The sequence below is a fragment of the Streptomyces sp. NPDC101118 genome (genome assembly GCF_044759445.1).
GTDB lineage: Bacteria > Actinomycetota > Actinomycetes > Streptomycetales > Streptomycetaceae > Streptomyces.
In genome coordinates this window covers 254,002-277,365 of sequence record NZ_JBIVZG010000003.1, presented here as the reverse complement: position 1 = coordinate 277,365, position 23,364 = coordinate 254,002, and the positions used below count along the sequence as shown (strand labels likewise).

The window sequence follows — 23,364 nt, the reverse complement described above, 5'->3', positions numbered from 1 at the left end:
GGGATCGGCTGCCACCCGTCCGCACGCAACGCGAAGGCCCGGGCGCCCCCTTGAGGGGTGCCCGGGCCTCCGTCGTCGGTTCAGCCGCGAGTGCTACTGGTTCGCGTTCTCACCGCGGTAGTACTCGTAGACCCATCCCCACAGGCCGACCAGGATGATCGGGGTGGAGAAGTACAGCAGCCACCAGCCGAAGATGACGCCGCAGAACGCGAGCGCGCCACCGATGGCCAGGGAGAGCGGCTGCCAGCTGTGCGGGGAGAAGAAGCCGAGCTCGCCGGCCTCGTCCGCGACGTCCGCCTCCTTGTTGTCCTGCGCCATGGCGTCGACACGCTTGGCCGTGAAGGCCAGGTAGTAGCCGATCATCACGGACAGGCCGAAGGCCAGGAACAGCGCGGTGGTGCCCGCCGGCTCCTTCGACCACACGCCGTACACGACGGCCATGATCAGGATGAAGGCGGAGAGCCAGAGGAACATCTTGCCCTGGATCTTCACTTGCCGGCCTCCTTGCCACCAGCGACGGCCTTGGTCGAGCCGTGGTCCTCGAGGTGGTCGAGGGCCGCGATCTCAGGGTGGTGCAGGTCGAACGCCGGCGATTCCGAGCGGATGCGCGGCAGCGTGAGGAAGTTGTGCCGCGGCGGCGGGCAGGACGTCGCCCACTCGAGCGAGCGGCCGTAGCCCCACGGGTCGTCGACCTCGATCTTCTTGCCGTACTTGGCGGTCTTCCACACGTTGTACATGAAGGGAAGCATCGACAGGCCGAGCAGGAACGAGCTGATCGTGGAGACGGTGTTCAGGGCGGTGAAGCCGTCGGCGGCGAGGTAGTCCGCGTAGCGACGCGGCATGCCCTCGGCACCCAGCCAGTGCTGCACCAGGAACGTGCCGTGGAAGCCCACGAACAGCGTCCAGAAGGTGATCTTGCCCAGGCGCTCGTCCAGCATCTTGCCCGTGAACTTCGGCCACCAGAAGTGGAAGCCGGAGAACATCGCGAAGACCACGGTGCCGAAGATGACGTAGTGGAAGTGCGCGACGACGAAGTACGAGTCGGAGACGTGGAAGTCCATCGGGGGCGAGGCCAGGATGACGCCGGTCAGACCACCGAAGGTGAAGGTGATCAGGAAGCCGACGGCCCAGAGCATCGGGGTCTCGAAGGACAGCGAGCCCTTCCACATGGTGCCGATCCAGTTGAAGAACTTCACACCGGTCGGGACCGCGATCAGGAAGGTCATGAAGGAGAAGAACGGCAGCAGCACACCGCCGGTGACGTACATGTGGTGCGCCCACACGGTCACGGAGAGGCCGGCGATCGCGATCGTCGCGCCGATCAGGCCGATGTAACCGAACATCGGCTTGCGGGAGAAGACCGGGATGACCTCGGAGATGATGCCGAAGAACGGCAGCGCGATGATGTACACCTCTGGGTGTCCGAAGAACCAGAAGAGGTGTTGCCACAGCAGTGCTCCACCGTTCGACGCGTCGAACACGTGGGCGCCGAACTTGCGGTCGGCCTCCAGCGCGAAGAGCGCGGCCGCGAGGACCGGGAAGGCGAGCAGGACCAGGACACCGGTCAGCAGCACGTTCCAGGTGAAGATCGGCATGCGGAACATCGTCATGCCGGGCGCGCGCATGCAGATGATCGTGGTGATGAAGTTGACCGAGCCGAGGATCGTGCCGAAGCCGGAGAAGGCCAGACCCATGATCCACATGTCGGCGCCGATGCCCGGCGAGCGGACCGCGTCCGACAGCGGGGAGTAGGCGAACCAGCCGAAGTCGGCGGCACCCTGCGGGGTGACGAAGCCGGCGACCGCGATGGTCGAGCCGAAGAGGTACAGCCAGTACGCGAACATGTTCAGCCGCGGGAACGCCACGTCGGGCGCACCGATCTGGAGCGGCATGATCCAGTTCGCGAATCCGGCGAACAGCGGCGTCGCGAACATCAGCAGCATGATCGTGCCGTGCATCGTGAACGCCTGGTTGAACTGCTCGTTCGACATGATCTGCGTGCCCGGACGGGCAAGCTCGGCGCGCATGGCCAGGGCCATGATGCCGCCGATGATGAAGAACACGAACGAGGTGACCAGGTAGAGCGTGCCGATCGTCTTGTGGTCGGTGGTGGTCAGCCACTTGACGACGACGTTGCCCGGCTGCTTGCGCCGCACCGGCAGCTCGTTCTCATACGAGTCGGCTGCGGCGGCACCCTGAGGTTCGTTGAGGATGCTCACAGTTTGTTCGTCTCCGAGTTCCGGGCCGGGTCGGTCTGCTTGATGCCCGCCGGGAGGTAGCCGGTCTGACCCTTCTCAGCCAGCTCCTTCAGGTGCGCCTGGTAGCGCTCCGGGGAGACGACCTTGACGTTGAAGAGCATCCGGGAGTGGTCGACGCCGCAGAGTTCGGCGCACTTGCCCATGAAGGTGCCCTCCTGGGAGGGGGTCACCTCGAAGACATTGGTGTGGCCCGGGATGACGTCCTGCTTGAAGAGGAACGGCACCACCCAGAAGGAGTGGATGACGTCGTTCGACGACAGGATGAAACGGACCTTCTCGCCCTTGGGGAGCCAGAGGGTCGGACCCGGGTTGCCGTTCTGCGGGTTGCGGTCACTCGGGACACCCTTGGTGTAGACGCCCTCGGCGCCCGCAGGGAATTCCTTGGTGTACTTGTCCGGGATCGAGGCGAGCTCCTTCGGAACCTCGCCCGCGGACGGGGTGGCCGCGTCGCCGTCGACGTCCTCGACGTAGTTGAAGCCCCAGCTCCACTGGTAGCCGACCACGTTGATCGTGTGGGCCGGCTTGTCGAGGGCGAGCAGCTTCGACTCGTCACGTGCGGTGAAGTAGAACAGCACGGACACGATGATGAGCGGGACCACGGTGTACAGCGCCTCGATGGGCATGTTGTACCGGGTCTGCGGCGGGACCTCCACCTTGGTGCGGCTGCGCCGGTGGAAGATGACGCTCCACAGGATCAGGCCCCAGACCAGAACACCGGTGGCCAGGGCGGCCGCCCACGATCCCTGCCACAGGGAGAGGATGCGCGGCGCCTCCTCGGTGACCGGGGTGGGCATTCCGAGGCGGGGGAAGTCTTTCCAGGTATACGAGCAACCAGTGGCGGTCGCCAGGACCATACCCGCAGTCAGCGCCTGCAGCAGCTTCCGCCGCATCGGGCGCCGCGGCGAGCGGTCGGAGCCGTAGGGACTCACGTAGCGCCTTCCCGAGAGTCTCGGCCCGCGCGACCGGCTGCGGCCGTCTCGCGGGTCGGTCGCCGGCCCTGACGCGGGCAGGGGTTTGGATGTTTATGCGGACCAAACCCTACTGGACGCTATTTGGGGTCGCGCGGGGAGGGTGCCCAACGCGCCGCTACAGCCCCCGAAGGGGTGGCTCCGCCTTCCGGGGGACGGTCCAACTGCCCCCGATCGGCGGGGTTCGGGCGCTATCTGACGCCCCCTGACCTCGATCGGCGCAGCCCGCGGCTAGCGTGGGCGGGTGCCGTACTTCGACTCCGCTTCCTCCGCACCGCTCCACCCCGTCGCCCGGCAGGCGCTGCTGGCCGCGATCGACGAGGGCTGGGCCGACCCCGCCCGGCTCTACCGTGAGGGGCGGCGGGCCAGGCTGCTGCTGGACGCGGCACGGGAGACGGCGGCGGAGGCCGTCGGGTGCCGTCCCGACGAGCTGGTGTTCACTCCTTCGGGGACGCGCGCGGTTCACCTCGGCATCGAAGGGGCGCTCGCGGGCCGTCGCCGGGTCGGCGGTCACCTGGTCGTATCAGCGGTCGAACACAGTTCTGTCCTTCATTCGGCGGCGGCACACGGGGCACGGGGCGGCACCACCACCGAGGTGCCCGTGGACCGGTCGGGCGCCGTCTCCCCCGTGGAGTACGCCGCGGCCCTGCGGCCGGACACCGCGCTGGCCTGTCTCCAGTCCGCCAACCACGAGGTGGGCACCGAGCAGCCGGTCGCCGAGGTCGCACAGATGTGCCGGGAGGCGGGTGTGCCGCTGCTGGTGGACGCGGCCCAGTCACTGGCCTGGGGAGCGGTGCCGGGCGACTGGTCGCTGCTGGCCGGCAGCGCGCACAAGTGGGGCGGTCCGGCGGGCGTCGGGCTGCTGGCGGTGCGCAAGGGGGTGCGGTTCGCGCCCCAAGGCCCGGCGGACGGGCGGGAGTCGGGCCGGTCCGCGGGGTTCGAGAACATCCCGGCGGTCGTGGCGGCCGCGGCCTCCCTGCGGGCGGTGCGGGCCGAGGCCGAGGAGGAGGCGCGGCGGCTGCGGGTGCTGGTGGACCGGATCCGGCGCCGGGTGGCCCGGCTGGTGCCGGACGTCGAGGTGGTGGGCGCGGCGGACCGGCGGCTGCCGCACGTGGTCACGTTCTCCTGTCTGTACGTCGACGGGGAGACGCTGCTGCACGAGCTGGACCGGGCCGGGTTCTCCGTCTCGTCCGGTTCGTCCTGTACGAGTTCGACCCTGACGCCCAGCCACGTGCTGAAGGCGATGGGCGTGCTGTCCGAGGGGAACGTCCGGGTGTCGCTGCCGATGGGCACGACCGCGGAGGAGGTGAACCGTTTCCTGGAGGTGCTGCCGGGGGCGGTGGCCGGGGTGCGGGAGCAGCTGGGCGTCGTACCGGCGGCGACGGACGTGACGCCGGACGTCGAGTCGCTGGAGCTGGACACGCTGGGGCTGCGCTGCCCGCAGCCGGTGATCGAGCTCGGGAAGGCGATCGGGCGGGTGCCGGTCGGGGGGACGGTGACCGTGCTGTCCGACGACGAGGTGGCGCGGCTGGACATTCCGGCGTGGTGCGCGATGCGGGGCCAGGAGTACCTGGGCGAGTCGCCGGCGGCCGCCGGCACCGCGTACCGCGTCCGCCGGCTGGTGTAGTCCGGTGGTCCGGTTCCGCGCTCCGGGGCTCCGCCCCGGGCCCCGCTCCCCGAACGCCGGCGGGGCTCGGTCCTCCGGCGTTCGGGGCGTGGGGGGGTCGGGGCGGAGCCCCGGAGAACGTCAGACGTTCAGGTGCGCCTTGATCTCGGCGGCGGCCTCGTCGCCGTAGGCCTTGGTGAAGCGCTCCATGAAGTGGGCGCGGGCCAGGGTGTACTCCTGGGTGCCCAAGGTCTCGATGACCAGGGTGGCCAGCATGCAGCCGAGCTGGGCGGCGCGCTCCAGGCTGACGCCCCAGGAGAGGCCGGTCAGGAAGCCGGCGCGGAAGGCGTCGCCGACGCCCGTGGGCTCGACCTTGCGCTCCTCCGGCGGGCACGGCACGGTGATCGGCTCGTGGCCGACGCGGTCGATGCGCACGCCGCGCGAGCCGAGGGTGGTGACGCGGGTGCCGACCTTGGCCAGGATCTCCTCGTCGGTCCAGCCGGACTTCGACTCGATGAGGCCCTTCTCGTACTCGTTGGAGAAGAGGTAGGTCGCGCCCTCCATGAGGGTGCGGATGTTGTCGCCGTCCATGCGGGCGATCTGCTGCGAGAAGTCCGCCGCGAAGGGGATGCCGCGGGTACGGCACTCCTCGGTGTGGCGCAGCATCGCCTCGGGGTCGTCGGCTCCGATCAGGACCAGGTCCAGGCCGCCGACCCGGTCGGCCACGGACTTGAGCTCGATGAGGCGGGCCTCGCTCATGGCGCCGGTGTAGAAGGAGCCGATCTGGTTGTGGTCGGCGTCCGTGGTGCACACGAAGCGGGCGGTGTGCAGGACCTCGGAGATCCGCACGAAGCGGGTGTCGACGCCGTGCCGGTCGAGCCAGGCGCGGTACTCGTCGAAGTCGGAGCCGGCCGCGCCGACCAGGATCGGGTTGGCGCCGAGCTGGCCCATGCCGAAGCAGATGTTCGGGCCCACGCCACCCCGCCGCACGTCGAGGTTGTCGACGAGGAAGGAGAGGGAGACCGTGTGCAGCTGGTCCGCGACCAGCTGGTCGGCGAAGCGGCCGGGGAAGGTCATGAGGTGGTCGGTGGCGATGGAGCCGGTGACTGCGATACGCACGGCGTGGATGCTCCTGCAGGGGGCGAAGGGTGACAGTCAACGCTACCCGGTCTTGACCCCCCATGGAGACCGGTCAAAACTACCCGATAGTAGGGCTTTCTTCGCGTAGATCATCGTGCGTACGGTGCCGGTACCCCTCACAGAATCGGGAGCAGCGCATGAGGCAGTACAGCGTGAACGACTCCGCCCGGGAAGGGGCCGAGCCGGGTCTGGCCGAGCTGCTCGGCGACTGTGCGCGGATGGCGCCGCACTGGACGGTGCCGGCGGAGCCCCGCCCCGTCCGCGTGGCCCCCTCGCAGATCCACGGCGTGCGCGTGCCGAGCTCCTCCGTCCGGCTGATCGCGGGCACTGCGCAGTACGGGGACTGACCTCCGGGGAACCGCTTGCTCCAGTCTTTCGTCCCATACGCACCACGGTCCCGTGGACGGGCGAAGGAGCGATGCGGTGAGCAGCGAAGACGAGCGGGCGGGCGAGCACACCGGCCGGGTACGCCGTCGGCCGGGGCCGGTCGTGGTCGCGGCGGCGGCCACGGTGCTGCTGGCGGGCGGTGGCGCCTGGTGGGCGGCGGCGTCGGCGGGCGGTGACCCGCGGGCCGCGCTCGGCGACACGGCCACGGCCGCGCGGCAGGGCGCGGCGGACGGGAGCACTCCCCCGCCGGGCATCGCGCCGGGCGAGCCCGACCCGTCGGGCGGCGGCGTGGTGTACGTGGCGGAGGGAAAGCTGCCCGGGGGTCCGGGCAGGGCTCCGGCGTACGACGTCACCGGCGAGGTGACCAAGCAGGAGGTGGCCCGGCTCGCGGCGGCCCTCGGCATCCCGGGCGAGCCCCGGCTGTCGGGCGAGCAGTGGCAGGCCGGGGTGGTGCGCGACCCCGACGGCCCGCGGCTCACCGTGACCCGGCAGGCGCCCGGGACGTGGACCTACACGGCGTACCGGTCCGGGGGCGGGGACGACTGCCAGAAGGGGAAAGACACCTGCGGCCCCGTGACGCCCCCGGAGGGCGACGGGCGGTCGCCGGTCGGCGAGGCGGCGGCCAGGGCTGCGGCGGTGCCGGTGCTGAAGGCCGCCGGCCAGGACGGCGCGAAGCTCGACGCGCGGCAGGTCCAGGGCCCGCTGCGGGTGGTGAACGCCGATCCGGTGATCGGCGGGCTGCCCACCTCCGGCTGGCGGACCACGGTGCTGGTCGGCCCGGACGGCGCGGTGGCCAAGGCCGACGGGAACCTGAAGGCGCCGGTGCGCAACGTCGAGCAGCCGGTGGTGGGTGCGCAGCAGGCGCTGGACCGGCTGAACGCGGCGCGGTCCGGTGCGGAGGTCGCCGGCTGTGCGACCCCGGTGCCGGACACCGGCGCGGAGCCGGGCGCGGGCTCCGGGACGGACGGGGCGGTCCCGTCGGTGCCCGATCCGTGCGAGCCGGGCACCGCGCTGCCGAAGCAGCCGCGCCGCGAGACGGTCGAGCGGGCCGTGCTGGGGCTGACCCCGCGCTCCGGCCCCGGGCCGCGGCAGCTGGTGCCGGCCTGGCTGTTCGAGGTGGCCGGCCGGGACGGCGGGCCGGGGCACACGGTGGCGCAGGTCGCGCTGGAGGGTGAGGACGAGGTGCGGCCGGGTCCGGTGGGAACGGTGCCGGGGTTCTCGTACCAGGAGGACGGCCGGAAGCTGACGGTGCACTTCTGGGGCGGGGTGTGCAGCACGTACGCGGCGGAGGTGCGGGAGCACCCCGGGACGGTGACGGTCAAGATCACCGACACGCCCCGTGAGCCGGGCCGGGCGTGCATCCTGATCGCCCAGGAGATGTCGCTGACGGTGACGCTGGAGCAGCCGCTGGGCGGCCGCAAGGTGGTGGACGCCACCACGGGCAAGGAGCTGCCGCGCAGCAGGTAGCGGGCGTTCCCGAGAAACGCCGAGGGCGGCGGTACCGGTGCCGGTACCGCCGCCCTCGGCGCGTGCTGGGGGCTCTCTCCAGGCTTAGCTGAAGGAGTCGCCGCAGGCGCAGGAGCCCGTGGCGTTCGGGTTGTCGATCGTGAAGCCCTGCTTCTCGATGGTGTCGACGAAGTCGATCGAGGCGCCGCCCAGGTACGGGGCGCTCATGCGGTCGGTGACGACCTTGACGCCGTCGAAGTCCTTGACGACGTCACCGTCGAGGGAGCGCTCGTCGAAGAAGAGCTGGTAGCGCAGGCCCGAGCAGCCACCGGGCTGGACGGCGACGCGCAGCGCCAGGTCGTCGCGGCCTTCCTGCTCCAGCAGGCCCTTGACCTTGGCTGCGGCGGCGTCGGACAGGAGGATGCCGTCGCTCACAGTGGTCTTGTCGTCCTGAACGGACATCTGCATTCACTCCCGAAGTGGGCGGCTCCCCGCCGGGGCAGGGAAACGTCGGACTCTTGCCGTCGGTAGGAACCGACGCGGCCGCGGATTCATTCCGGGCCTGACGCTTGTTTCAGATATTCATGCTCGCACACACTCGAGCGCCCGTGGAGCCGCCTGACCGGCCGGGCGAATTCGTCACATCGACACAATCATCCATCGTCAAACTGACGTGAAGCGGTTATGATAGATAACGTCAAGTAGACGAGAAGTGAGCTCAGCGGAAGCGCAACGCATCCGCAGAACAGAAAGGGTGCGTGTCTCGTGACCACCGCCCAGCCCCGGCAGGACCTCGACGTCCAGCCCACACCTCTCGCCCTGCTCCTGCTCGGCCGCGAGGCCGATCCGAAGAGCGAGCGCGGCGTGGAGTGCCCCGGTGACCTGCCGTCGCCGTCCGACCCGGACCTGGTGGAGCGGGCCCGCGCGGCCAAGGAGAAGCTCGGGGACAAGGTCTTCATCCTCGGCCACCACTACCAGCGCGACGAGGTCATCGAGTTCGCCGACGTGACCGGCGACTCCTTCAAGCTGGCCCGCGACGCCGCGGCCAGGCCGGAGGCCGAGTACATCGTCTTCTGCGGCGTGCACTTCATGGCCGAGTCCGCGGACATCCTGACGGGCGACGCCCAGAAGGTGGTCCTCCCCGACCTCGCCGCGGGCTGCTCGATGGCGGACATGGCCACCGCCGAGCAGGTCGCCGAGTGCTGGGACGTGCTGACCGAGGCCGGCGTCGCCGAGCAGGTCGTACCCGTCTCGTACATGAACTCCTCCGCCGACATCAAGGCCTTCACCGGCAAGCACGGCGGCACCATCTGCACGTCCTCGAACGCGAAGAAGGCCCTGGAGTGGGCCTTCGAGCAGGGCGAGAAGGTGCTCTTCCTGCCGGACCAGCACCTGGGCCGCAACACGGCCGTCCGCGACATGGGCATGTCGCTGGAGGACTGCGTGGTCTACAACCCGCACAAGCCCAACGGCGGCCTGACCGCCGAGGAGCTGCGCGGCGCGAAGATGATCCTGTGGCGCGGGCACTGCTCGGTGCACGGCCGGTTCAGCGTGGACTCGGTCAACGACGTGCGCGAGCGCATCCCGGGCGTCAACGTCCTGGTGCACCCCGAGTGCAAGCACGAGGTCGTCGCCGCGGCCGACTACGTCGGCTCGACCGAGTACATCATCAAGGCTCTGGAGGCGGCCCCGGCCGGCTCCAAGTGGGCCATCGGCACCGAGCTGAACCTGGTCAAGCGGCTGGCGAATCGATTCGCCGCCGAGGACAAGGAAGTCATCTTCCTCGACCGCACGGTCTGCTTCTGCTCGACGATGAACCGCATCGACCTCCCCCACCTGGTGTGGACCCTGGAGTCCCTGGCCGAGGGCAACCTCGTCAACCAGATCCAGGTCGACAAGGAGACCGAGAGCTTCGCCAAGCTGGCGCTGGAGCGGATGCTGGCGCTGCCGTAGCGGCCGCGCGCGGCCGTGACGTGACCGGCCGCACCCGTTGGTGAAAGGGGCACCCCCAGGGGTGCCCCTTTCGCATAACCTCCCCCCATACGAGGGGAGTTCACCGATGACGACGACGCAGTCCATCGAGGTCCTGGTCGATGCGGGCGAGGACGCCGACGCACGCGGGCAGGAGGAGGCCCGCGCGGAGGTCCAGACCCTGCTGGAGGAGCTGGGCGTGGACGACGTGGCGCCCAGGGCCGCCGAGGCCGCCCCCGGCTCCAAGTCGGAGGGCCTGGCCTCGCTCACCGAGCTGGCCGTCACGGTCGGCCCCACCCTGTTCCCCGCCCTCCTGACGGCGTTCGAGGGCTGGGTGCAGTGGGCGGCCTCCCGCCGGGTGTGGGTCAAGATCGGCGGGAACGAGTACGCCGCCTCCGGGCTGACCAAGGCCCAGCGCCAGCAGCTGCTGGACCACTTCATCGCCCAGTCCGCGGCGCCGGCCGCGGAGCGGCTCCCCGAGCCGGGCCGGGAGGCGATCGATGGCGGTGCGTAACGCACTGGTCATCGCGACGTCGACGTACGAGGACGCCCTCCTCAAGCCGCTCACCGCCCCCGGCCGGGACGCCGACGCGCTCGCCGGGGTGCTGGCCGATCCGTCGATCGGGAACTACGAGGTCCAGACGGTCCTGGACCAGCCTGCCCACGTGATCGGCAGCGCCGTCGAGGACTTCTTCGCCGACCGGAAGCCGGACGACCAGCTGCTGCTGTACCTGTCCTGCCACGGCATCAAGAACTCGAAGCTGGAGCTCTACTTCGCGGCCAGCAACACGAAGAAGAACCGGCTGACGACCAGCTCGTTGCCGGCGACGGTCCTCAGCAGCCTGCTGAACGCCTGCCGCGCCCGCAGGATCCTCGTGCTGCTCGACTGCTGCTACAGCGGGGCCTTCCGCCCCGGCGCCAAGGGCGACACCACCGTGCACCTGCAGGAGCAGTTCCGGGTGCCGGACGGCCCCCTCGTCCCGAGGGAGTCCGACGGCACCGGCATCGTGGTGATCACCGCCACGGACGAACTCCAGCAGGCCTGGGAGGAGGACGCGGGGGCGGACGCCGAGGAGGCCACCCAGACCGGCCGCGGGCAGCTGTCGGTCTTCACCCGGGCCGTGGTCGAGGGCCTGGCCTCCGGCAGGGCCGACCAGGACGGCGACGGCGAGGTCTCCGCCGAGGACCTCTACCACCACGTCCTGGACGAGATGCTGGAGGCCGAGGCCCCCCAGACCCCGCTGCACTGGGTGCTCGGCGGCAAGGGCACCCTCAAGATCGCCCGGCGCGCCAACGGCACCACCCGGCCCGTCTCCACGTCGCCGCGCCCCCCGGGCGGCACGGTCGGCGCGGAGCTGTACGCCGGGATCGAGCGGACGGCGCTGGCGCTGCACCGCACCTACGGCCCCAACGGGCGGCCCTTCGTCCTGCCCGGCGAGGACGGGCCCGCGTTCCGCAGCCAGGTCACCGCCGAGGTGGTGGCACGGCTGGCACCACCCGGCGGCTACCCGGCCCTGGGCCACGCACTGGTGACCTCGCTGGTTGCCCGGATGGAGCGGGAGGTCGGCGACGGCACCGCCGGCGCCGTGCTGGTCTTCGCCTCCTTCGTACGGGCCCTCCTCGCCGAACTCGCGGACGGCGCCCACCCGGTCCGGCTGGCCCGGGCGCTGGACGCGGTCTTCGCGACGGCCGAGGTGAAGCTGGACGGGATGGTGATGCGCCAGGCCCGGCCCGACGGGGCGAACGACCGCGAGACCGTCGCCAACGCGTTGCGCACCGCCGTGGCGGACGAGCGGATCGCGGACCTGGTGACCGAGGCGGTGCAGGCGGTCGGCGTGGAGGGGGTCATGACGGTCCACCCGGGCCACGCCCCCGGGGTGCACCTGGAACTCCCCAAGGGCTACCTGCTGGACGGCGGCTACCTGACCGCCGACGGGACGGTGCACCCCCGGCAGGCGCCCCGCGCCCTCCCCGACCCGCGCATCGCCCTGGTCTCGGTGCCCCTCCACTCCCCCGAGGCCCTGCCGCCCCTGCTCGGCCCCGCCGCTCCCCTGCTCGTCGTCGCCCCCGAGATCGGTCCGCAGGTGGCCGGGGCCCTGCCCCCGGCGAGCGCGCTGGCGGTGGCCACGCACCACCGGGGGCCGCAGCTCCGGGAGCAGCTCCACGACCTCGCCACCGTGACCGGCGGCCGGGTCTTCGACTCCCAGGCGGCACTCCGCGAAGGCGGCAGGCGGGCATTCGGCCGCGCCGAGTGGGTGCGGTCGGACGGCGCGGTCACGGTCTTCTCCGGAACACCCGGGCGCGAGGAGGTCGGCACGCTCCTCGACCGGCTCCACGGGGACATGCCGTTCGAGACGGACCCGGTGCGCCAGGCCTGGCTCCGGGAGCGCGTCGCGAAGCTGACCCACCGGGTGGCGCTGGTCCGCGTCTCCGAGGAGGCCGCGGTGGGCCGGAGGTCCACCCTGCTCCGGACGCACAAGGCGATGCGGATCAGCCGCCTCGCGGCGCACGAGGGCCTGGTGGCCGGCGCCGCCAACGCGTTCGCCGTGCTCGGCGAGCGCAGGCTGCCGGTACCCAGGGGCGCGGACGAACGGGTGGTGGCCAGGGCGCTGGGGAAGGCGCTGACCGAGCCGGTACGGGTGATCGCCGCGAACAGCGGGGGCGACCCGGACCAGGTGGTGCGCGAGTGCTGCGAGTCCTGGCCCCGCAGCACGTACGACGCCCGCACCGGCTCCTTCACCGGCCGGGGCCGGATCCTGGACCCGGTGGCGGTGCAGCGCAGCCTGCTGCTGGCCGTGCGGGACGCCGCCCGGGAGTTCCTGGAGCTGGTCTGACCGGCCCCCGCGCGTACGGCGAAGCCCCCGCCCCCTCTCGGTGAGGGGGCGGGGGCTTCGTACGGGCCACGGGGTCAGACCGTGACCGACTCCGGCGCGTCGTCCGCCGCGGCGGCCGGGGCCGGGACCGTGCCGGCCTTCTTGGCGCGCTTCGCCGCGCGCTTGTCCCGGCGGCGCTCCTTGCGGAGCTCGACCATCGCGTAAAGCGTCGGCACGAGCAGCAGGGTCAGCAGCGTCGACGTGACCAGGCCGCCGATGACGACCACGGCGAGCGGCTGCGAGATGAAGCCGCCCTCGCCGGTGACGCCGAGCGCCATCGGGAGCAGCGCGAAGATCGTCGCCAGGGCCGTCATCAGGATCGGGCGCAGGCGGTGCCGGCCGCCCTCGACCACGGCCTCGACCACGCCCAGGCCCTGGGCCCGGTACTGGTTGATCAGGTCGATCAGCACGATCGCGTTGGTGACCACGATGCCGATGAGCATCAGCATGCCGATCATCGCCGGGACGCCCATCGGGGTGCCGGTGGCGATCAGCAGGCCGATCGCGCCGGTGGCGGCGAACGGGATGGAGACCAGCAGGATCAGCGGCTGGACGAGCGACCGGAAGGTCGCGACCAGCAGCATGAAGACGATCGCGATGGCCGCGAGCATCGCCAGGCCGAGGGAGGCGAAGGCGTCGTCCTGGTCCTCGGAAACGCCGCCGATGGCGGCGGTGGCGCCCTCGGGCAGGTCCAGCTTCTTCAGCTCGGTCTGGAGGGCGGCGCTGACCGCGCCGGTGTTGTCGCCGTCCGGGCGGGCGGTGATGGTGGCGGCGCGGGCGCCGTCGATGCGGGTCATCGAGACCGGTCCGGGGACCAGTTCGACGGTGGCGACGTCGCCGAGCTTCAGCGGGCCGACGGGCAGCGCCCTGAGCTCGGCCAGGGTGGTGGCCGGGCGGGCCGAACGGACCACGATGTCGCGCTCGGTGTCGTCCAGGACGGCCTTGCCGACCGGGTTGCCGCGCACGGACTGGGCGACGAGCTGGCCCAGGGCGGCCTGGTTCAGGCCGAGTTCGGCGGCCTTCGGGGTGGCGCTGACGGAGATGCGGGGCACGGACTGCGAGAGGTCGCTCTGGACGTCGCTGACGTTCTTCAGGCCGGCGACGGCCTTGCGCACCTGCTCGGTGGCCTGCTTGAGGACGGCGGCGTCGCCGGCCTTCACCACGACCTTGAGGTTCTGGTTGCCGAAGCCGTCGCCGGCGGCGATGTTCGTCTCGCCGATGCCGTCGAGCCCGTCCAGCTCCGCCTGGAGGCGGTCGCGGGTGTCCTCGAACGTCGCGCCGTCCTCCAGGGTGATCTGGTACTGGGCCTGGTTGGAGCCCGTACCGCCGCCGAAGGCCGCGAGGAAGCCGGAGGAGCCGACGGTGACCTGGTAGTCCTTGACGCCCTTGACGGAGTCGAGGGCCTTCTCGACCTTGCGCGCGGCCTCGTCGGAGGCGGCGAGGGAGGTGCCGGGCGGCAGCTCCTGCTTGACCGACATCACCTCCTGCTCGCCCTGGTCGAAGAAGTTGGTCTTCAGCAGCGGCGCCATGCCGAAGGTGCCGAAGAGCACCACGAGGGCGATGACCACGGAGGTGATGCGGCGCCGGGTCGCGAACCGCAGCACGGGCACGTACGAGCGCTGCAGGAGGCTGCGGGCCTCCTTCTCCTCCGCGGCGGCCCGGGCGGCCGCGGCGCTCGCGGCGTCGGCCGGGTCGGTGCCCTTCGGGGCGCGCAGGAACCAGTAGGAGAGGACCGGTACGACCGTCAGCGAGACCAGCAGCGAGGCCAGCAGCGCGGCGGTGACGGTGAGGGAGAACGAGCCGAACAGCTCGCCGACCATGCCGCCGACCAGACCGATGGGCAGGAAGACCGCGACGGTGGTCAGCGTGGAGGAGGTGACCGCGCCGGCGACCTCCTTCACGGCGGTGATGATGGCGCTCTCGCGCTCCTCGCCGTAGCCGAGGTGGCGCTTGATGTTCTCCAGGACCACGATCGAGTCGTCGACGACGCGGCCGATGGCGATGGTGAGGGCGCCCAGGGTCAGCATGTTGAGCGACAGGTCCCGGGTCCACAGCACGATCAGCGCGAGGACGACCGAGAGCGGGATGGAGACCGCGGTGACCAGGGTCGAGCGGAGCGAGGCCAGGAAGACCAGGATCACGATCACCGCGAAGACCAGCCCGAGCATGCCCTCGGTGGTGAGGCTGGAGATGGACTTCGAGACGGCCGGGCCCTGGTCGCTGACGACGGTCAGCTCGGCGCCGGAGCCGAGGTCGGCGCGCAGGCCGGGCAGCTTGTCCTTGACGGCGTCGGAGATGGCGACGGCGCTGCCGTCCTTGTCCATGGTGACGACGACGGCGAGGCTGGGCTTGCCGTTGGTGCGGGTGATGGAGACGGCCGCGGACGGCTCCTGCTTCACCGTGGCGACGTCCCCGAGGCGGGTGACCGGCTTGCCGGCACCGGCCGACAGGCGCAGGTCCTCCACCTGCTTCAGCGAGGTGTAGCCGGTGCCGACGCGGACGGTGCGGTTCTGGCCCTGCTCGTCGAAGGAGCCGGCCGGGAAGGTCGCGCCGCCGGCCTGGAGGGCCTGGGCGAGCGCGCCCGCGTCGAGTCCCCTGGCGGCGAGCTTCGCCGGATCCGGGGAGACGGTGACCTGGAGGTCCTGGACGCCGTCGACGCTGACCTGGCCGACGCCCTCGACGTCCTGGAGGACGGGGACGACGGTGCGCTCCAGCTGGTCGGCAAGGGCCTGCTGGTCCTTGCCGGAGGTGACGGCGAGCACGACGGTCGGGATGTCGTCGGTGGAGCCGGCGACGACCTGCGGGTCGACCTCCTGGGGCAGCCGGGCGCGGGCCCGGTTGACCGCCTGCTGGACGTCGGCGACGAGCTGCTTGGTGCCGCTGTCGCCGTAGTCGAAGGTCGCCATGATGAGGGCGTTGCCCTCGCTGGCGGTGGAGGTGACGCCGGTGATGCCGTCGACGGCCTTGATGGTGCTTTCGAGGGGCTCGACGACCTGCTTCTCCACCACGTCGGGGGACGCGCCCTGGTAGGGGGCGAGCACCGAGACCATGGGCAGTTCTATGGAGGGCAGCAGTTGCTGCTTGAGCTGCGGGATGGCGATGGCGCCGAAGACGAGCGCGACGATCGAGACGAGTCCGATCAGGGCCCGTTGCGCGAGGCTGAAGCGGGACAGCCAGGACATGGGTGGAGGTCTCTCTTCCGTGGCGGATCAGGCAGGGCGTCGGGCGTACGGAGCCGCCCAGCCTCCACCTTCGGCCATCCACCGGGGCCGGATCCTCGCCCCCAGGTCCCTTTCCTTATCTCCCGCATACCGCGGTTGGAGTACAGGGGTGTACTCCCCACCCGTGGGGCGCCGTTCACCGCTCGTCCGGCTTGCCCGGAAATGGGCGGACTAGTCCACGCGGGGCCGGACCAGTCCCGATTCGTAGGCGATGACCACCAGTTGGGCGCGGTCGCGGGCGCCGAGCTTGGCCATGGCCCGGTTCACGTGGGTCTTGACCGTGAGGGGGCTGACCTCCAGCCGCCCGCCGATCTCGTCGTTGGACAGGCCTGCCGCGACGTGGACGAGGACCTCGCGCTCCCGGCCGGTCAGCGTGGCCATCCGCTCCGCGTGCTGGCCCTGGGCGGGGCCGGAGACGGAACCGCCGCCCTGGGCCAGGAACTTCGCGATCAGGCCCTTGGTGGCGGCCGGGGAGAGCAGGGCCTCGCCGGCGGCGGCGATCCGGATGGCGCCGAGGAGGTCCTCGGGTTCCGCGCCCTTGCCGAGGAAGCCGGAGGCGCCCGCGCGCAGGGACTGGACGACGTACTCGTCCACCTCGAAGGTGGTCAGCATCACGACCCGTACGCCGGCCAGCTCGGGGTCGGCGCTGATCATGCGGGTGGCGGTGAGCCCGTCGGTGCCGGGCATGCGGATGTCCATCAGCACCACGTCGGCGGCCTGTTCCCTGGCCAGCCGGACGGCCTCGGCGCCGTCGGAGGCCTCCCCGACGACCTCCATGTCGGCCTCCGAGTTCACCAGCACCTTGAAAGCGCTGCGCAGCAGGGCCTGGTCGTCGGCCAGCAGCACCCGGATCGTCATCGTTCCTCCCCCGCGGTCTCCAGGGGCAGGATCGCATGGACGCGCCAGCCGCCGCCGAAGCGGGGGCCCGCGGTGCAGGTGCCGCCGAGCGCGGTGGCGCGTTCGCGCATGCCGAGCAGGCCGTGGCCTCCGCCGGGTTCGGGGGCGGGGGCGGGGACGGGGACGACGGTGTCGGTGGTGCCGCCGTCGAGGACGGTGATCTCCACCGTGCGGCCCACGCGGACCACGCTGACCTCGGCCCGGGCGTCGGGGCCGGCGTGCTTGCGCACGTTGGTCAGCGCCTCCTGGATGACCCGGTACGCGGCCAGGTCGACCGAGGCGGGGAGCGGGGCGTCCGTACAGTCCCTGGCCACCTCGACCGGCAGCCCGGCGTGGCGGAAGGTGTCGACCAGCTCGTCGAGCACGCCGAGGCCGGGCGCGGGCTCCGTGGGCGCCTCCGGGTCCCCGGACTGGCGGAGCAGGCCGACGGTGGCCCGCAGCTCGTTGAGCGCCGAGCGGCTGGCCTCGCGGACGTGGGCCAGGGCCTCCTTGGCCTGGTCGGGGCGCTTGTCCATGACGTGCGCGGCGACCCCGGCCTGGACGTTCACCAGGGCGATGTGGTGGGCGACCACGTCGTGCAGGTCGCGGGCGATGCGCAGGCGTTCCTCCGCGACCCGGCGGCGGGCCTCCTCCTCGCGGGTGCGTTCGGCGCGCTCGGCGCGCTCGCGGATGGCGTCGACGAAGGCGCGCCGGCTGCGGACGGCGTCGCCCGCGGCGGCGGCCATGCCGGTCCAGGCGAAGATGCCGAGGTTCTCCTGGGCGTACCAGGGCAGCGGGCCGACCAGCATGGCCACGGCGGTGAGGCCGGTCATGGTGAGCAGGCCGACCCGCCAGGTGGTGGGGCGGTCGGTGCTGGCGGCGACCGTGTAGAGCGCGACGACGGCGCACATGGGGACCGGTGCACGGGGCGGTCCCGCGAACAGCTCGACGAGGGACACGGCACAGGTGGCGGCGAGCACGGCCTTGGGCCTGCGGCGCCGGAAGACGAGTGCGGTGGCCCCGATGAGCATCAGGGTGAGGCTGGGGAGGTCGGGGGTGCGGGTGCCGAAGGTGGGGCGGCCGTGGATGCCGGAGGGCTCCACGAAGGAGCCGAGCACCATGGCGACGAGCACGCCGAGGGCCAGGACCGCGTCCATCGCCAGGGGATGGCGGCGCATCCAGTGGCGGGTGGGGGCGAGGCCGGGGGCCAGTGGGGTGCTCACCGGGAGAGGGTACGGGTTTCCCGCCCCCTCCCGTGCCGGGTGCCCCGCCGGCCCTGGCCCCGCCGGCCATGGCCCACCCGGACGCCGGCCCCGTGCAGGATGGCTCCGCCGGCTACGGGAGGGACGCCCGTCGGGCGGACGCCACGGCCGGCGGCACCGGAGGTGGGCCCCAGATCGCGACGCGGACCGCGATCAGCGCCAGGACCGCCGCGATGGCGGCCAGGTGCTCCTTGCCCGCCAGGTTGTTCTTGACCAGGATCTCGCCCACCATCAGCAGGATCACCACGCCGCCCGTCACGTACGCCCGGTACCGCCAGCAGACGAAGACCGCCAGGCCGACCACCGCCGCGGACGGGCCGGTGTCGTTGACCAGCTTGTCGGACTCCGGCAGGCCGAGCGGGTGGTCGGGGCCCAGGGCGATGCCGATCCGCGCGTACGTCGTGCCGGCGAGCGTGGCGACGTACCCGACCAGCAGGGTCCGCCACCAGCCGATGCAGATCTCCGCGATGCCGAAGACCAGCAGTATCTGCGCGAGCGCACCCCACACCGGCAGGTCCAGGGCCGGCACGAACAGGGAGAGCGGGGTGCGCAGCAGGGCGAGCCACAGCGGGTCGGTGGCGTGCACCGAGCCGAGGTTCTGGACGGGACGGAAGCCCCACGGCTGGTTCTGGACGATCTGGAAGACCGAGGTGAGGGCCACCGCGCCCAGGGTCATCGGAACGGCGCGCCACCTGCGGGTGACGAGGGCCTCCCGGACCGTCCGGTAGAGGGGCCCCCACTCGCGACGGGCGAACTCCCTCAACGCTTGCTCTCCAGGTGTCTGCGGTGCACCCACTTCGGGAGCCCCGGGGCTTCGAGGAAGCCCTCCGCGCGGCCCGCCGCGATGCCGATCCGCAGCAGGTCGGAGCTCTTCTCGAAGAGCATGAACCGCGGTTCCCAGATGGGCCGGTACTTGGCGTTGGCCCGGTAGAGGGATTCGATCTGCCACCAGCGCGAGAAGAAGGAGAGCAGCGAGCGCCACAGACGCAGCACCGGGCCCGCGCCCAGCCGGGATCCGCGCTCGAAGACCGAGCGGAACATGGCGAAGTTGAGGGAGACCTGGGTGATGCCGATCTCCCGGGAGCGCTGCAGGAGTTCGATGACCATGAACTCCATCAGGCCGTTCTCGGAGTCGCGGTCACGGCGCATCAGGTCGAGGGAGAGGCCCTTGGGGCCCCAGGGGACGAAGGACAGCAGGGCCCGCAGCTCGCCCTCGGCGTCGGTGCACTCCAGCATCACGCACTGGCCGTCGGCGGGGTCGCCCAGCCGGCCAAGCGCCATGGAGAAGCCGCGCTCGGTCGCGCCGTCGCGCCAGTCGTCGGCGCGGCGCAGCAGCTCGTCCATCTCGGCGGCCGGGATGTCGGCGTGGCGGCGGATGCGGACCTCGTAGCCGGCCCGCTTGACCCGGTTGTAGGCCTGCCGGACGGTGCGCATGGCGCGGCCTTCGAGGGTGAACTCGTCGGTCTCGACGATGGCCTCGTCGCCGAGTTCGAGGGCGTCGAGGCCGTGGCGCGCGTAGACCGTGCCGGCTTCCTCGCTCGCGCCCATGACGGCCGGCACCCAGCCGTGTTCGCGGGCCTCGGCCAGCCAGGGCTCGATGGCGCCCGGCCAGGCCTCGGGGTCGCCGATGGGGTCGCCGGAGGCGAGCGATACGCCGCCCATGACGCGGTAGGTGACGGCGGCCTTGCCGGTGGGCGACCAGATGACGCTCTTCTCCCGGCGCAGCGCGAAGTAGCCGAGCGAGTCACGGTCGCCCTGCCGGGCCAGCAGCGCACGCAGCCGCTCCTCGTCGTCCTCGGTGAGGGGGTCGACCGCCTTGCGGGAGCGGAAGGCCGCGTACAGGACGGCCAGGAGCAGCAGGGTGGACAGCACGTTGATGGCGACGTCGACCCAGCCGGGGGTGTTGATGCCGGGGTACGCGGAGTCGTCGGTGGCCAGCGTGACCAGGCGCATCACGCCGTACCGCCAGCGGTGCATGAACGAGGCCTCGGCGTGCTCGGGCGTGGCGTTGGTGGCGCCCACGAGCAGGGCGGCGGCCAACGAGGTGACCAGCAGGCCCAGGACGGCGACGGCGGCGGCCAGCCTCGGGTTGGAGCGGTCGCCCTTGGCGTAGAACTCGCGGCGGCCCAGCAGCAGCGCGGCCACGAAGGCGGCGGTCAGGCCGAGGGAGACCCAGTTCTGCGGGTGGCGGCGGATGGCGGCGAAGTCCGGGTCGGGCCAGAACATCGTCAGCGCGAGTCCGGCCAGCAGCAGCCCGCTGAGCACCAGGTTGAGGATCCACGCCGCGCGCTTGCGGCGCCGCATGGTCACCGCGAGGAAGAGCGTGAACAGGCCAGACGCGAAGCCCGCCGTCAGCATGTACGGGGTGAAGTAGTCCTCGGAGTTGTGCCGGCGGAGGTCGGCCCCGAGGGACACCCACACGGCGCTGAGGAAGTTGACGAACGCGACGGTGCGGAGGTACCAGACGGCGAACGACGCGCTGCGGCGCGCCCGCTCGCTGATTGCGCCGGTGCCCGGGCCGGCGCTCCGGCCGGTGTCCCGGCTCTCCCCCCGGACCGAGTCCCCACCGGCGGTCTTCCGGTCGGTCATATCGGTAGCCAAACGGACTTCTCCCATGAAAAGCGATGATATGGGGCATCATCCTTCACATGAGAGCACGGGAACCGGCGTGGTCGGCGCCGGTTCCCCGCGGCTCAGTGCGTCTCCTCCACCTCACGCACGGGCAGCTCCGCAGCGAGTGCGGCGGCCGCCTGGACGAGGGGGAGTGCGAGCAACGCCCCGGTTCCTTCTCCTACTGTGACGCCGTGATCGAGCAACGGGTTGAGTGCCATGCGGTCCAATGCCTTGCTCTGTCCCGGTTCGCCGCTCGCCTGGCCCGCCAGCCACCAGTCCGGGGCGCGGAACGCGGCCCGCTGGGCCACCAGGGCGCAGGCCGCCGAGACCACGCCGTCGAGGATCACCGGCGTACGGCGGACCGCACACTGGAGCAGGAAGCCGGTCATCGCGGCGACGTCGGCGCCGCCGACCGCCGCGAGCAGCTCGATCTGGTCGCCCAGCACGGGCCGGGCCCGCCGCAGCGCGTCGCGGATCGCGGCGCACTTGCGCATCCAGGCCAGGTCGTCGATGGTCGCGCCGCCGCGGCCGGTGACCACGGAGGCGTCCGTGCCGCACAGGGCCGCGATCAGGGTGGCGGCGACGGTGGTGCCGCCGACGCTCAGGTCGCCGAGGACCACGAGGTCGGTGCCGGCGTCGGCCTCCTCGTCGGCCAGGGCGATGCCCATGCGGAGCGCGGCCTCCGCCTCCTCCGCGGTGAGGGCGTTCTCGACGTCGATCCGGCCGCTGCCCCGGCGTACCCGGTGGCGCACGACCTCCTCGGGCAGCAGCTCCGGCTCGCAGTCCAGGCCCGCGTCGACGATCCGGATCCCGGCGCCGAGGCGGCGGGCGAGCACCGAGACGGGGCTCTCGCCGTCCAGCACCTTGCGGACCAGCTCGTGGGCCGAGCCGGCCGGGCGGGCGGAGACGCCGAGCGAGGCCACGCCGTGGTCGGCCGCGAAGAGCACGACCCGCGGGTGCTCGACCGGCTTGACCGGTACGGCGGCCTGCGCGGCGGCGAGCCACTCGGCGAGCTCGTCGAGCCGCCCCAGGGAACCGGGCGGCACGGCCAGCCGTTCACGGCGTTCTTCGGCGTCACGCCGCACGCCCGCGTCGGGGCGTTCGATCAGATCGGAGAAGTCGTCGAGGTTCAGCCTGCTCATCTGCCGAACAGTACAGGCGGCCCGGCCCGGTCAGCGCCCCGCCCGGCGCCCGGCCGGGGCCGTCACCCGCGCAGGACCAGCGCCTGTCCCGCGACCACCAGCAGCACCTGCTCGCACTCGGCCGCCACCGCTGCGTTCAGGCGCCCCAGTTCGTCCCGGAAGCGGCGGCCCGAGGCGGTGGCCGGGACCACGCCGGAGCCCACCTCGTTGCTGACCAGCACCACCTGACGGCCCGTCGCCCGGACCGCGGCGACCAGCTCCGCCACCCGCTCGGCGAGCGCCGCGCGACCGGTCTCCGCCCAGGTGCCGTCGTCCCACGCCCCGACCCGGTCCATCGCGTCGGTGAGCCACAGGGCCAGGCAGTCGATCAGCAGCGGCGGGCCGTCGGCGGCCAGCAGCGGTGCGAGCTCGCAGGTCTCGGTGGTGCGCCAGGAGCCGGGGCGTCGGTCGCGGTGCAGGGTGATCCGGGCCGCCCAGTCGGGGTCGCCCTCGCGGGTGCCGCTGGTGGCGACGTACTCGATCGTCGGGAAGGACTCCAGGCGCCGCTCGGCCTCCACGGACTTGCCCGAGCGCGCCCCGCCCAGCACCAGCGTCCGGCGCGGCACGTCGGGTACGGCGTGGTACTCCCCCACCACGAGGGTCGTGCCGTCCGGCACCGCCCGGGCCCCGGCCGCCGCGAGCTGCCGGTCCAGCTCCGCGCCCGGCGGCACCTCGTGCCCGAGGTGGACGGCGACCACGTCGGTGGCCGGCCCCACCGCGCCCGCGGCCCGCAGCCGGGCCAGTGCGTCGGGGCGCCCCACCACGTCCATGGCGACCAGGTCGTACGCCCGGTCCCGGCGCCCGCCCGCTCCGCCGGCCCCCGCCGGGGACCCGCCGGGCGGCAGGTACAGCAGCCGCTCCCCGTCCGGGCCGGTCACCTCGTACCCGGTGCCCGGCGAGTCCATCGGCACGGCCCGCACCCGGTGCCCGCTGATCACCACCAGTTCGCGGCCGTCCGGCACCCGGACCGCGGTCGGCAGCCCGGGCGGCAGCTCCACGGCCGGTCCGTCGTGCGGATGGGTCAGCAGCACCTGCCGCACCCCGGACACCGAGTGCCCGGCACGGGCGGCGGCCAGCGCCGCCCCGGGGGTGAGGTCGAGCAGCAGCGCGCCGTCCACGAGCAGCGCGGTGGCGGCCCGGGCCAGCGGGCCGACGGCGGCGGCGCAGGCGGCGCAGGGGCAGCCGGGGCGGGGCAGTCCGTCGGGCGCCCCGGTACCGAGGAGAGTCAGTTCCACGTGGATGATCCTCCCGCGTCCCCGCAACCCGTGCGCGCCCGGCTACGCTGCGGGCAGGCTGGACTGCGTACAGCCGACGCGTACGGACGAGCATCGGAGGCGGGCATGGCGTGGACGTGGCGGTTCGAGGACGCGCAGGGCGCGGAGACGGCCCCGGCGGTGGAGCCCGAGGAGTTCACCACGCAGGGGGACGCCGAGTCGTGGATCGGCGAGGTCTGGAAGGAACTGCTGGAGGGCGGGGCCGAGAAGGTGGCGCTCAGCGATGACAACGGGACCGAGCTGTACGTGATGTCCCTGCGCGAGGCGGCGGAAGCGTCGTAACGCCCG

At 72.3% G+C, this 23,364-nt stretch carries 19 protein-coding genes; 7 read left to right on the top strand and 12 right to left on the bottom strand.

Annotated elements, in window-relative coordinates; all coding sequences use genetic code 11:
* Positions 1 to 93: 93 nt before the first annotated feature.
* Genes ACIQUQ_RS07180 through coxB form a run of 3 tightly spaced genes read right to left on the bottom strand, consistent with a single transcriptional unit; the run spans position 94 to position 3,187 of the window.
* Positions 94 to 492 carry a cytochrome c oxidase subunit 4 gene (locus ACIQUQ_RS07180; protein WP_399939632.1) on the bottom strand — a complete coding sequence of 133 codons (399 nt, stop codon included), beginning with the start codon at positions 490 to 492 and terminating at the stop codon, positions 94 to 96.
* A complete protein-coding gene (gene ctaD, locus ACIQUQ_RS07175) occupies positions 489 to 2,219 on the bottom strand; it encodes a cytochrome c oxidase subunit I (RefSeq protein ID WP_403972246.1) in 1,731 nt (576 codons plus the stop codon). The genes ACIQUQ_RS07180 and ctaD overlap by 4 nt, the downstream gene beginning before the upstream one ends.
* Entirely contained in the window at positions 2,216 to 3,187 is a 972-nt protein-coding gene (coxB, locus tag ACIQUQ_RS07170; RefSeq protein WP_403972244.1) for a cytochrome c oxidase subunit II, read from the bottom strand. Before coxB ends, ctaD begins: the two co-directional genes overlap by 4 nt.
* Positions 3,188 to 3,470: 283 nt before the next feature.
* Between coxB and ACIQUQ_RS07165 the strand changes: the two genes are divergently transcribed.
* Positions 3,471 to 4,853, top strand: coding sequence for a cysteine desulfurase/sulfurtransferase TusA family protein (locus ACIQUQ_RS07165; RefSeq protein WP_403972241.1), 1,383 nt, complete (start codon positions 3,471 to 3,473; stop codon positions 4,851 to 4,853).
* A gap of 120 nt (positions 4,854 to 4,973) precedes the next feature.
* On the opposite strand, the gene ACIQUQ_RS07160 is transcribed toward ACIQUQ_RS07165, so the two are convergent.
* On the bottom strand, positions 4,974 to 5,951 hold the full coding sequence (locus tag ACIQUQ_RS07160; RefSeq protein WP_403972239.1) for a carbohydrate kinase family protein: 978 nt from the start codon (positions 5,949 to 5,951) through the stop codon (positions 4,974 to 4,976).
* Positions 5,952 to 6,109: 158 nt separating this feature from the next.
* Between ACIQUQ_RS07160 and ACIQUQ_RS07155 the strand changes: the two genes are divergently transcribed.
* Both ACIQUQ_RS07155 and ACIQUQ_RS07150 read left to right on the top strand, forming a co-directional pair.
* Positions 6,110 to 6,319 carry a hypothetical protein gene (locus tag ACIQUQ_RS07155; RefSeq protein WP_403972237.1) on the top strand — a complete coding sequence of 70 codons (210 nt, stop codon included), beginning with the start codon at positions 6,110 to 6,112 and terminating at the stop codon, positions 6,317 to 6,319.
* Positions 6,320 to 6,395: 76 nt separating this feature from the next.
* A complete protein-coding gene (locus tag ACIQUQ_RS07150; protein WP_403972235.1) occupies positions 6,396 to 7,826 on the top strand; it encodes a hypothetical protein in 1,431 nt (476 codons plus the stop codon).
* An 84-nt stretch (positions 7,827 to 7,910) separates the two neighbouring features.
* Here ACIQUQ_RS07150 and ACIQUQ_RS07145 read toward each other — a convergent pair whose 3' ends face one another.
* Complete coding sequence (locus tag ACIQUQ_RS07145) at positions 7,911 to 8,267, bottom strand: HesB/IscA family protein (RefSeq protein ID WP_403972233.1); 357 nt, start codon at positions 8,265 to 8,267, stop codon at positions 7,911 to 7,913.
* A 303-nt stretch (positions 8,268 to 8,570) separates the two neighbouring features.
* Here ACIQUQ_RS07145 and nadA point away from each other — a divergent pair, with 303 nt between their 5' ends.
* The 3 genes from nadA (at position 8,571) to ACIQUQ_RS07130 (ending at position 12,610) form a co-directional block, all read left to right on the top strand.
* The gene (gene nadA / locus ACIQUQ_RS07140) at positions 8,571 to 9,758 is read left to right on the top strand and encodes a quinolinate synthase NadA (RefSeq protein ID WP_403972231.1); all 1,188 of its coding nucleotides are present in this window, start codon (positions 8,571 to 8,573) and stop codon (positions 9,756 to 9,758) included.
* Between the two features lie 106 nt (positions 9,759 to 9,864).
* Positions 9,865 to 10,290, top strand: coding sequence for a hypothetical protein (locus tag ACIQUQ_RS07135; RefSeq protein WP_403972229.1), 426 nt, complete (start codon positions 9,865 to 9,867; stop codon positions 10,288 to 10,290).
* Entirely contained in the window at positions 10,277 to 12,610 is a 2,334-nt protein-coding gene (locus ACIQUQ_RS07130; RefSeq protein WP_403972227.1) for a TCP-1/cpn60 chaperonin family protein, read from the top strand. The genes ACIQUQ_RS07135 and ACIQUQ_RS07130 overlap by 14 nt, the downstream gene beginning before the upstream one ends.
* A gap of 74 nt (positions 12,611 to 12,684) precedes the next feature.
* On the opposite strand, the gene ACIQUQ_RS07125 is transcribed toward ACIQUQ_RS07130, so the two are convergent.
* The 7 genes from ACIQUQ_RS07125 to ACIQUQ_RS07095 all read right to left on the bottom strand — a co-directional run bounded on the left by ACIQUQ_RS07125 (position 12,685) and on the right by ACIQUQ_RS07095 (position 23,037).
* On the bottom strand, positions 12,685 to 15,831 hold the full coding sequence (locus ACIQUQ_RS07125) for an efflux RND transporter permease subunit (RefSeq protein WP_403972225.1): 3,147 nt from the start codon (positions 15,829 to 15,831) through the stop codon (positions 12,685 to 12,687).
* Between the two features lie 210 nt (positions 15,832 to 16,041).
* Positions 16,042 to 16,728: a response regulator gene (locus ACIQUQ_RS07120; protein ID WP_403972223.1), complete on the bottom strand. Its 687-nt coding sequence runs from the start codon at positions 16,726 to 16,728 to the stop codon at positions 16,042 to 16,044.
* Complete coding sequence (locus ACIQUQ_RS07115) at positions 16,725 to 17,924, bottom strand: sensor histidine kinase (RefSeq protein WP_403972882.1); 1,200 nt, start codon at positions 17,922 to 17,924, stop codon at positions 16,725 to 16,727. The genes ACIQUQ_RS07120 and ACIQUQ_RS07115 overlap by 4 nt, the downstream gene beginning before the upstream one ends.
* A 157-nt stretch (positions 17,925 to 18,081) precedes the next feature.
* Positions 18,082 to 18,771, bottom strand: a complete 690-nt coding sequence (locus ACIQUQ_RS07110; RefSeq protein WP_403972221.1) for a hypothetical protein — start codon at positions 18,769 to 18,771, stop codon at positions 18,082 to 18,084.
* Complete coding sequence (locus ACIQUQ_RS07105; protein ID WP_403972219.1) at positions 18,768 to 20,597, bottom strand: phosphatidylglycerol lysyltransferase domain-containing protein; 1,830 nt, start codon at positions 20,595 to 20,597, stop codon at positions 18,768 to 18,770. The genes ACIQUQ_RS07110 and ACIQUQ_RS07105 overlap by 4 nt, the downstream gene beginning before the upstream one ends.
* 104 nt (positions 20,598 to 20,701) lie before the next feature.
* The gene (gene cobT, locus ACIQUQ_RS07100; RefSeq protein ID WP_403972217.1) at positions 20,702 to 21,763 is read right to left on the bottom strand and encodes a nicotinate-nucleotide--dimethylbenzimidazole phosphoribosyltransferase; all 1,062 of its coding nucleotides are present in this window, start codon (positions 21,761 to 21,763) and stop codon (positions 20,702 to 20,704) included.
* Between the two features lie 62 nt (positions 21,764 to 21,825).
* A complete protein-coding gene (locus ACIQUQ_RS07095) occupies positions 21,826 to 23,037 on the bottom strand; it encodes a bifunctional adenosylcobinamide kinase/adenosylcobinamide-phosphate guanylyltransferase (protein WP_403972215.1) in 1,212 nt (403 codons plus the stop codon).
* Positions 23,038 to 23,142: 105 nt separating this feature from the next.
* Between ACIQUQ_RS07095 and ACIQUQ_RS07090 the strand changes: the two genes are divergently transcribed.
* Complete coding sequence (locus ACIQUQ_RS07090) at positions 23,143 to 23,358, top strand: hypothetical protein (RefSeq protein ID WP_403660431.1); 216 nt, start codon at positions 23,143 to 23,145, stop codon at positions 23,356 to 23,358.
* Positions 23,359 to 23,364 lie beyond the last annotated feature (6 nt).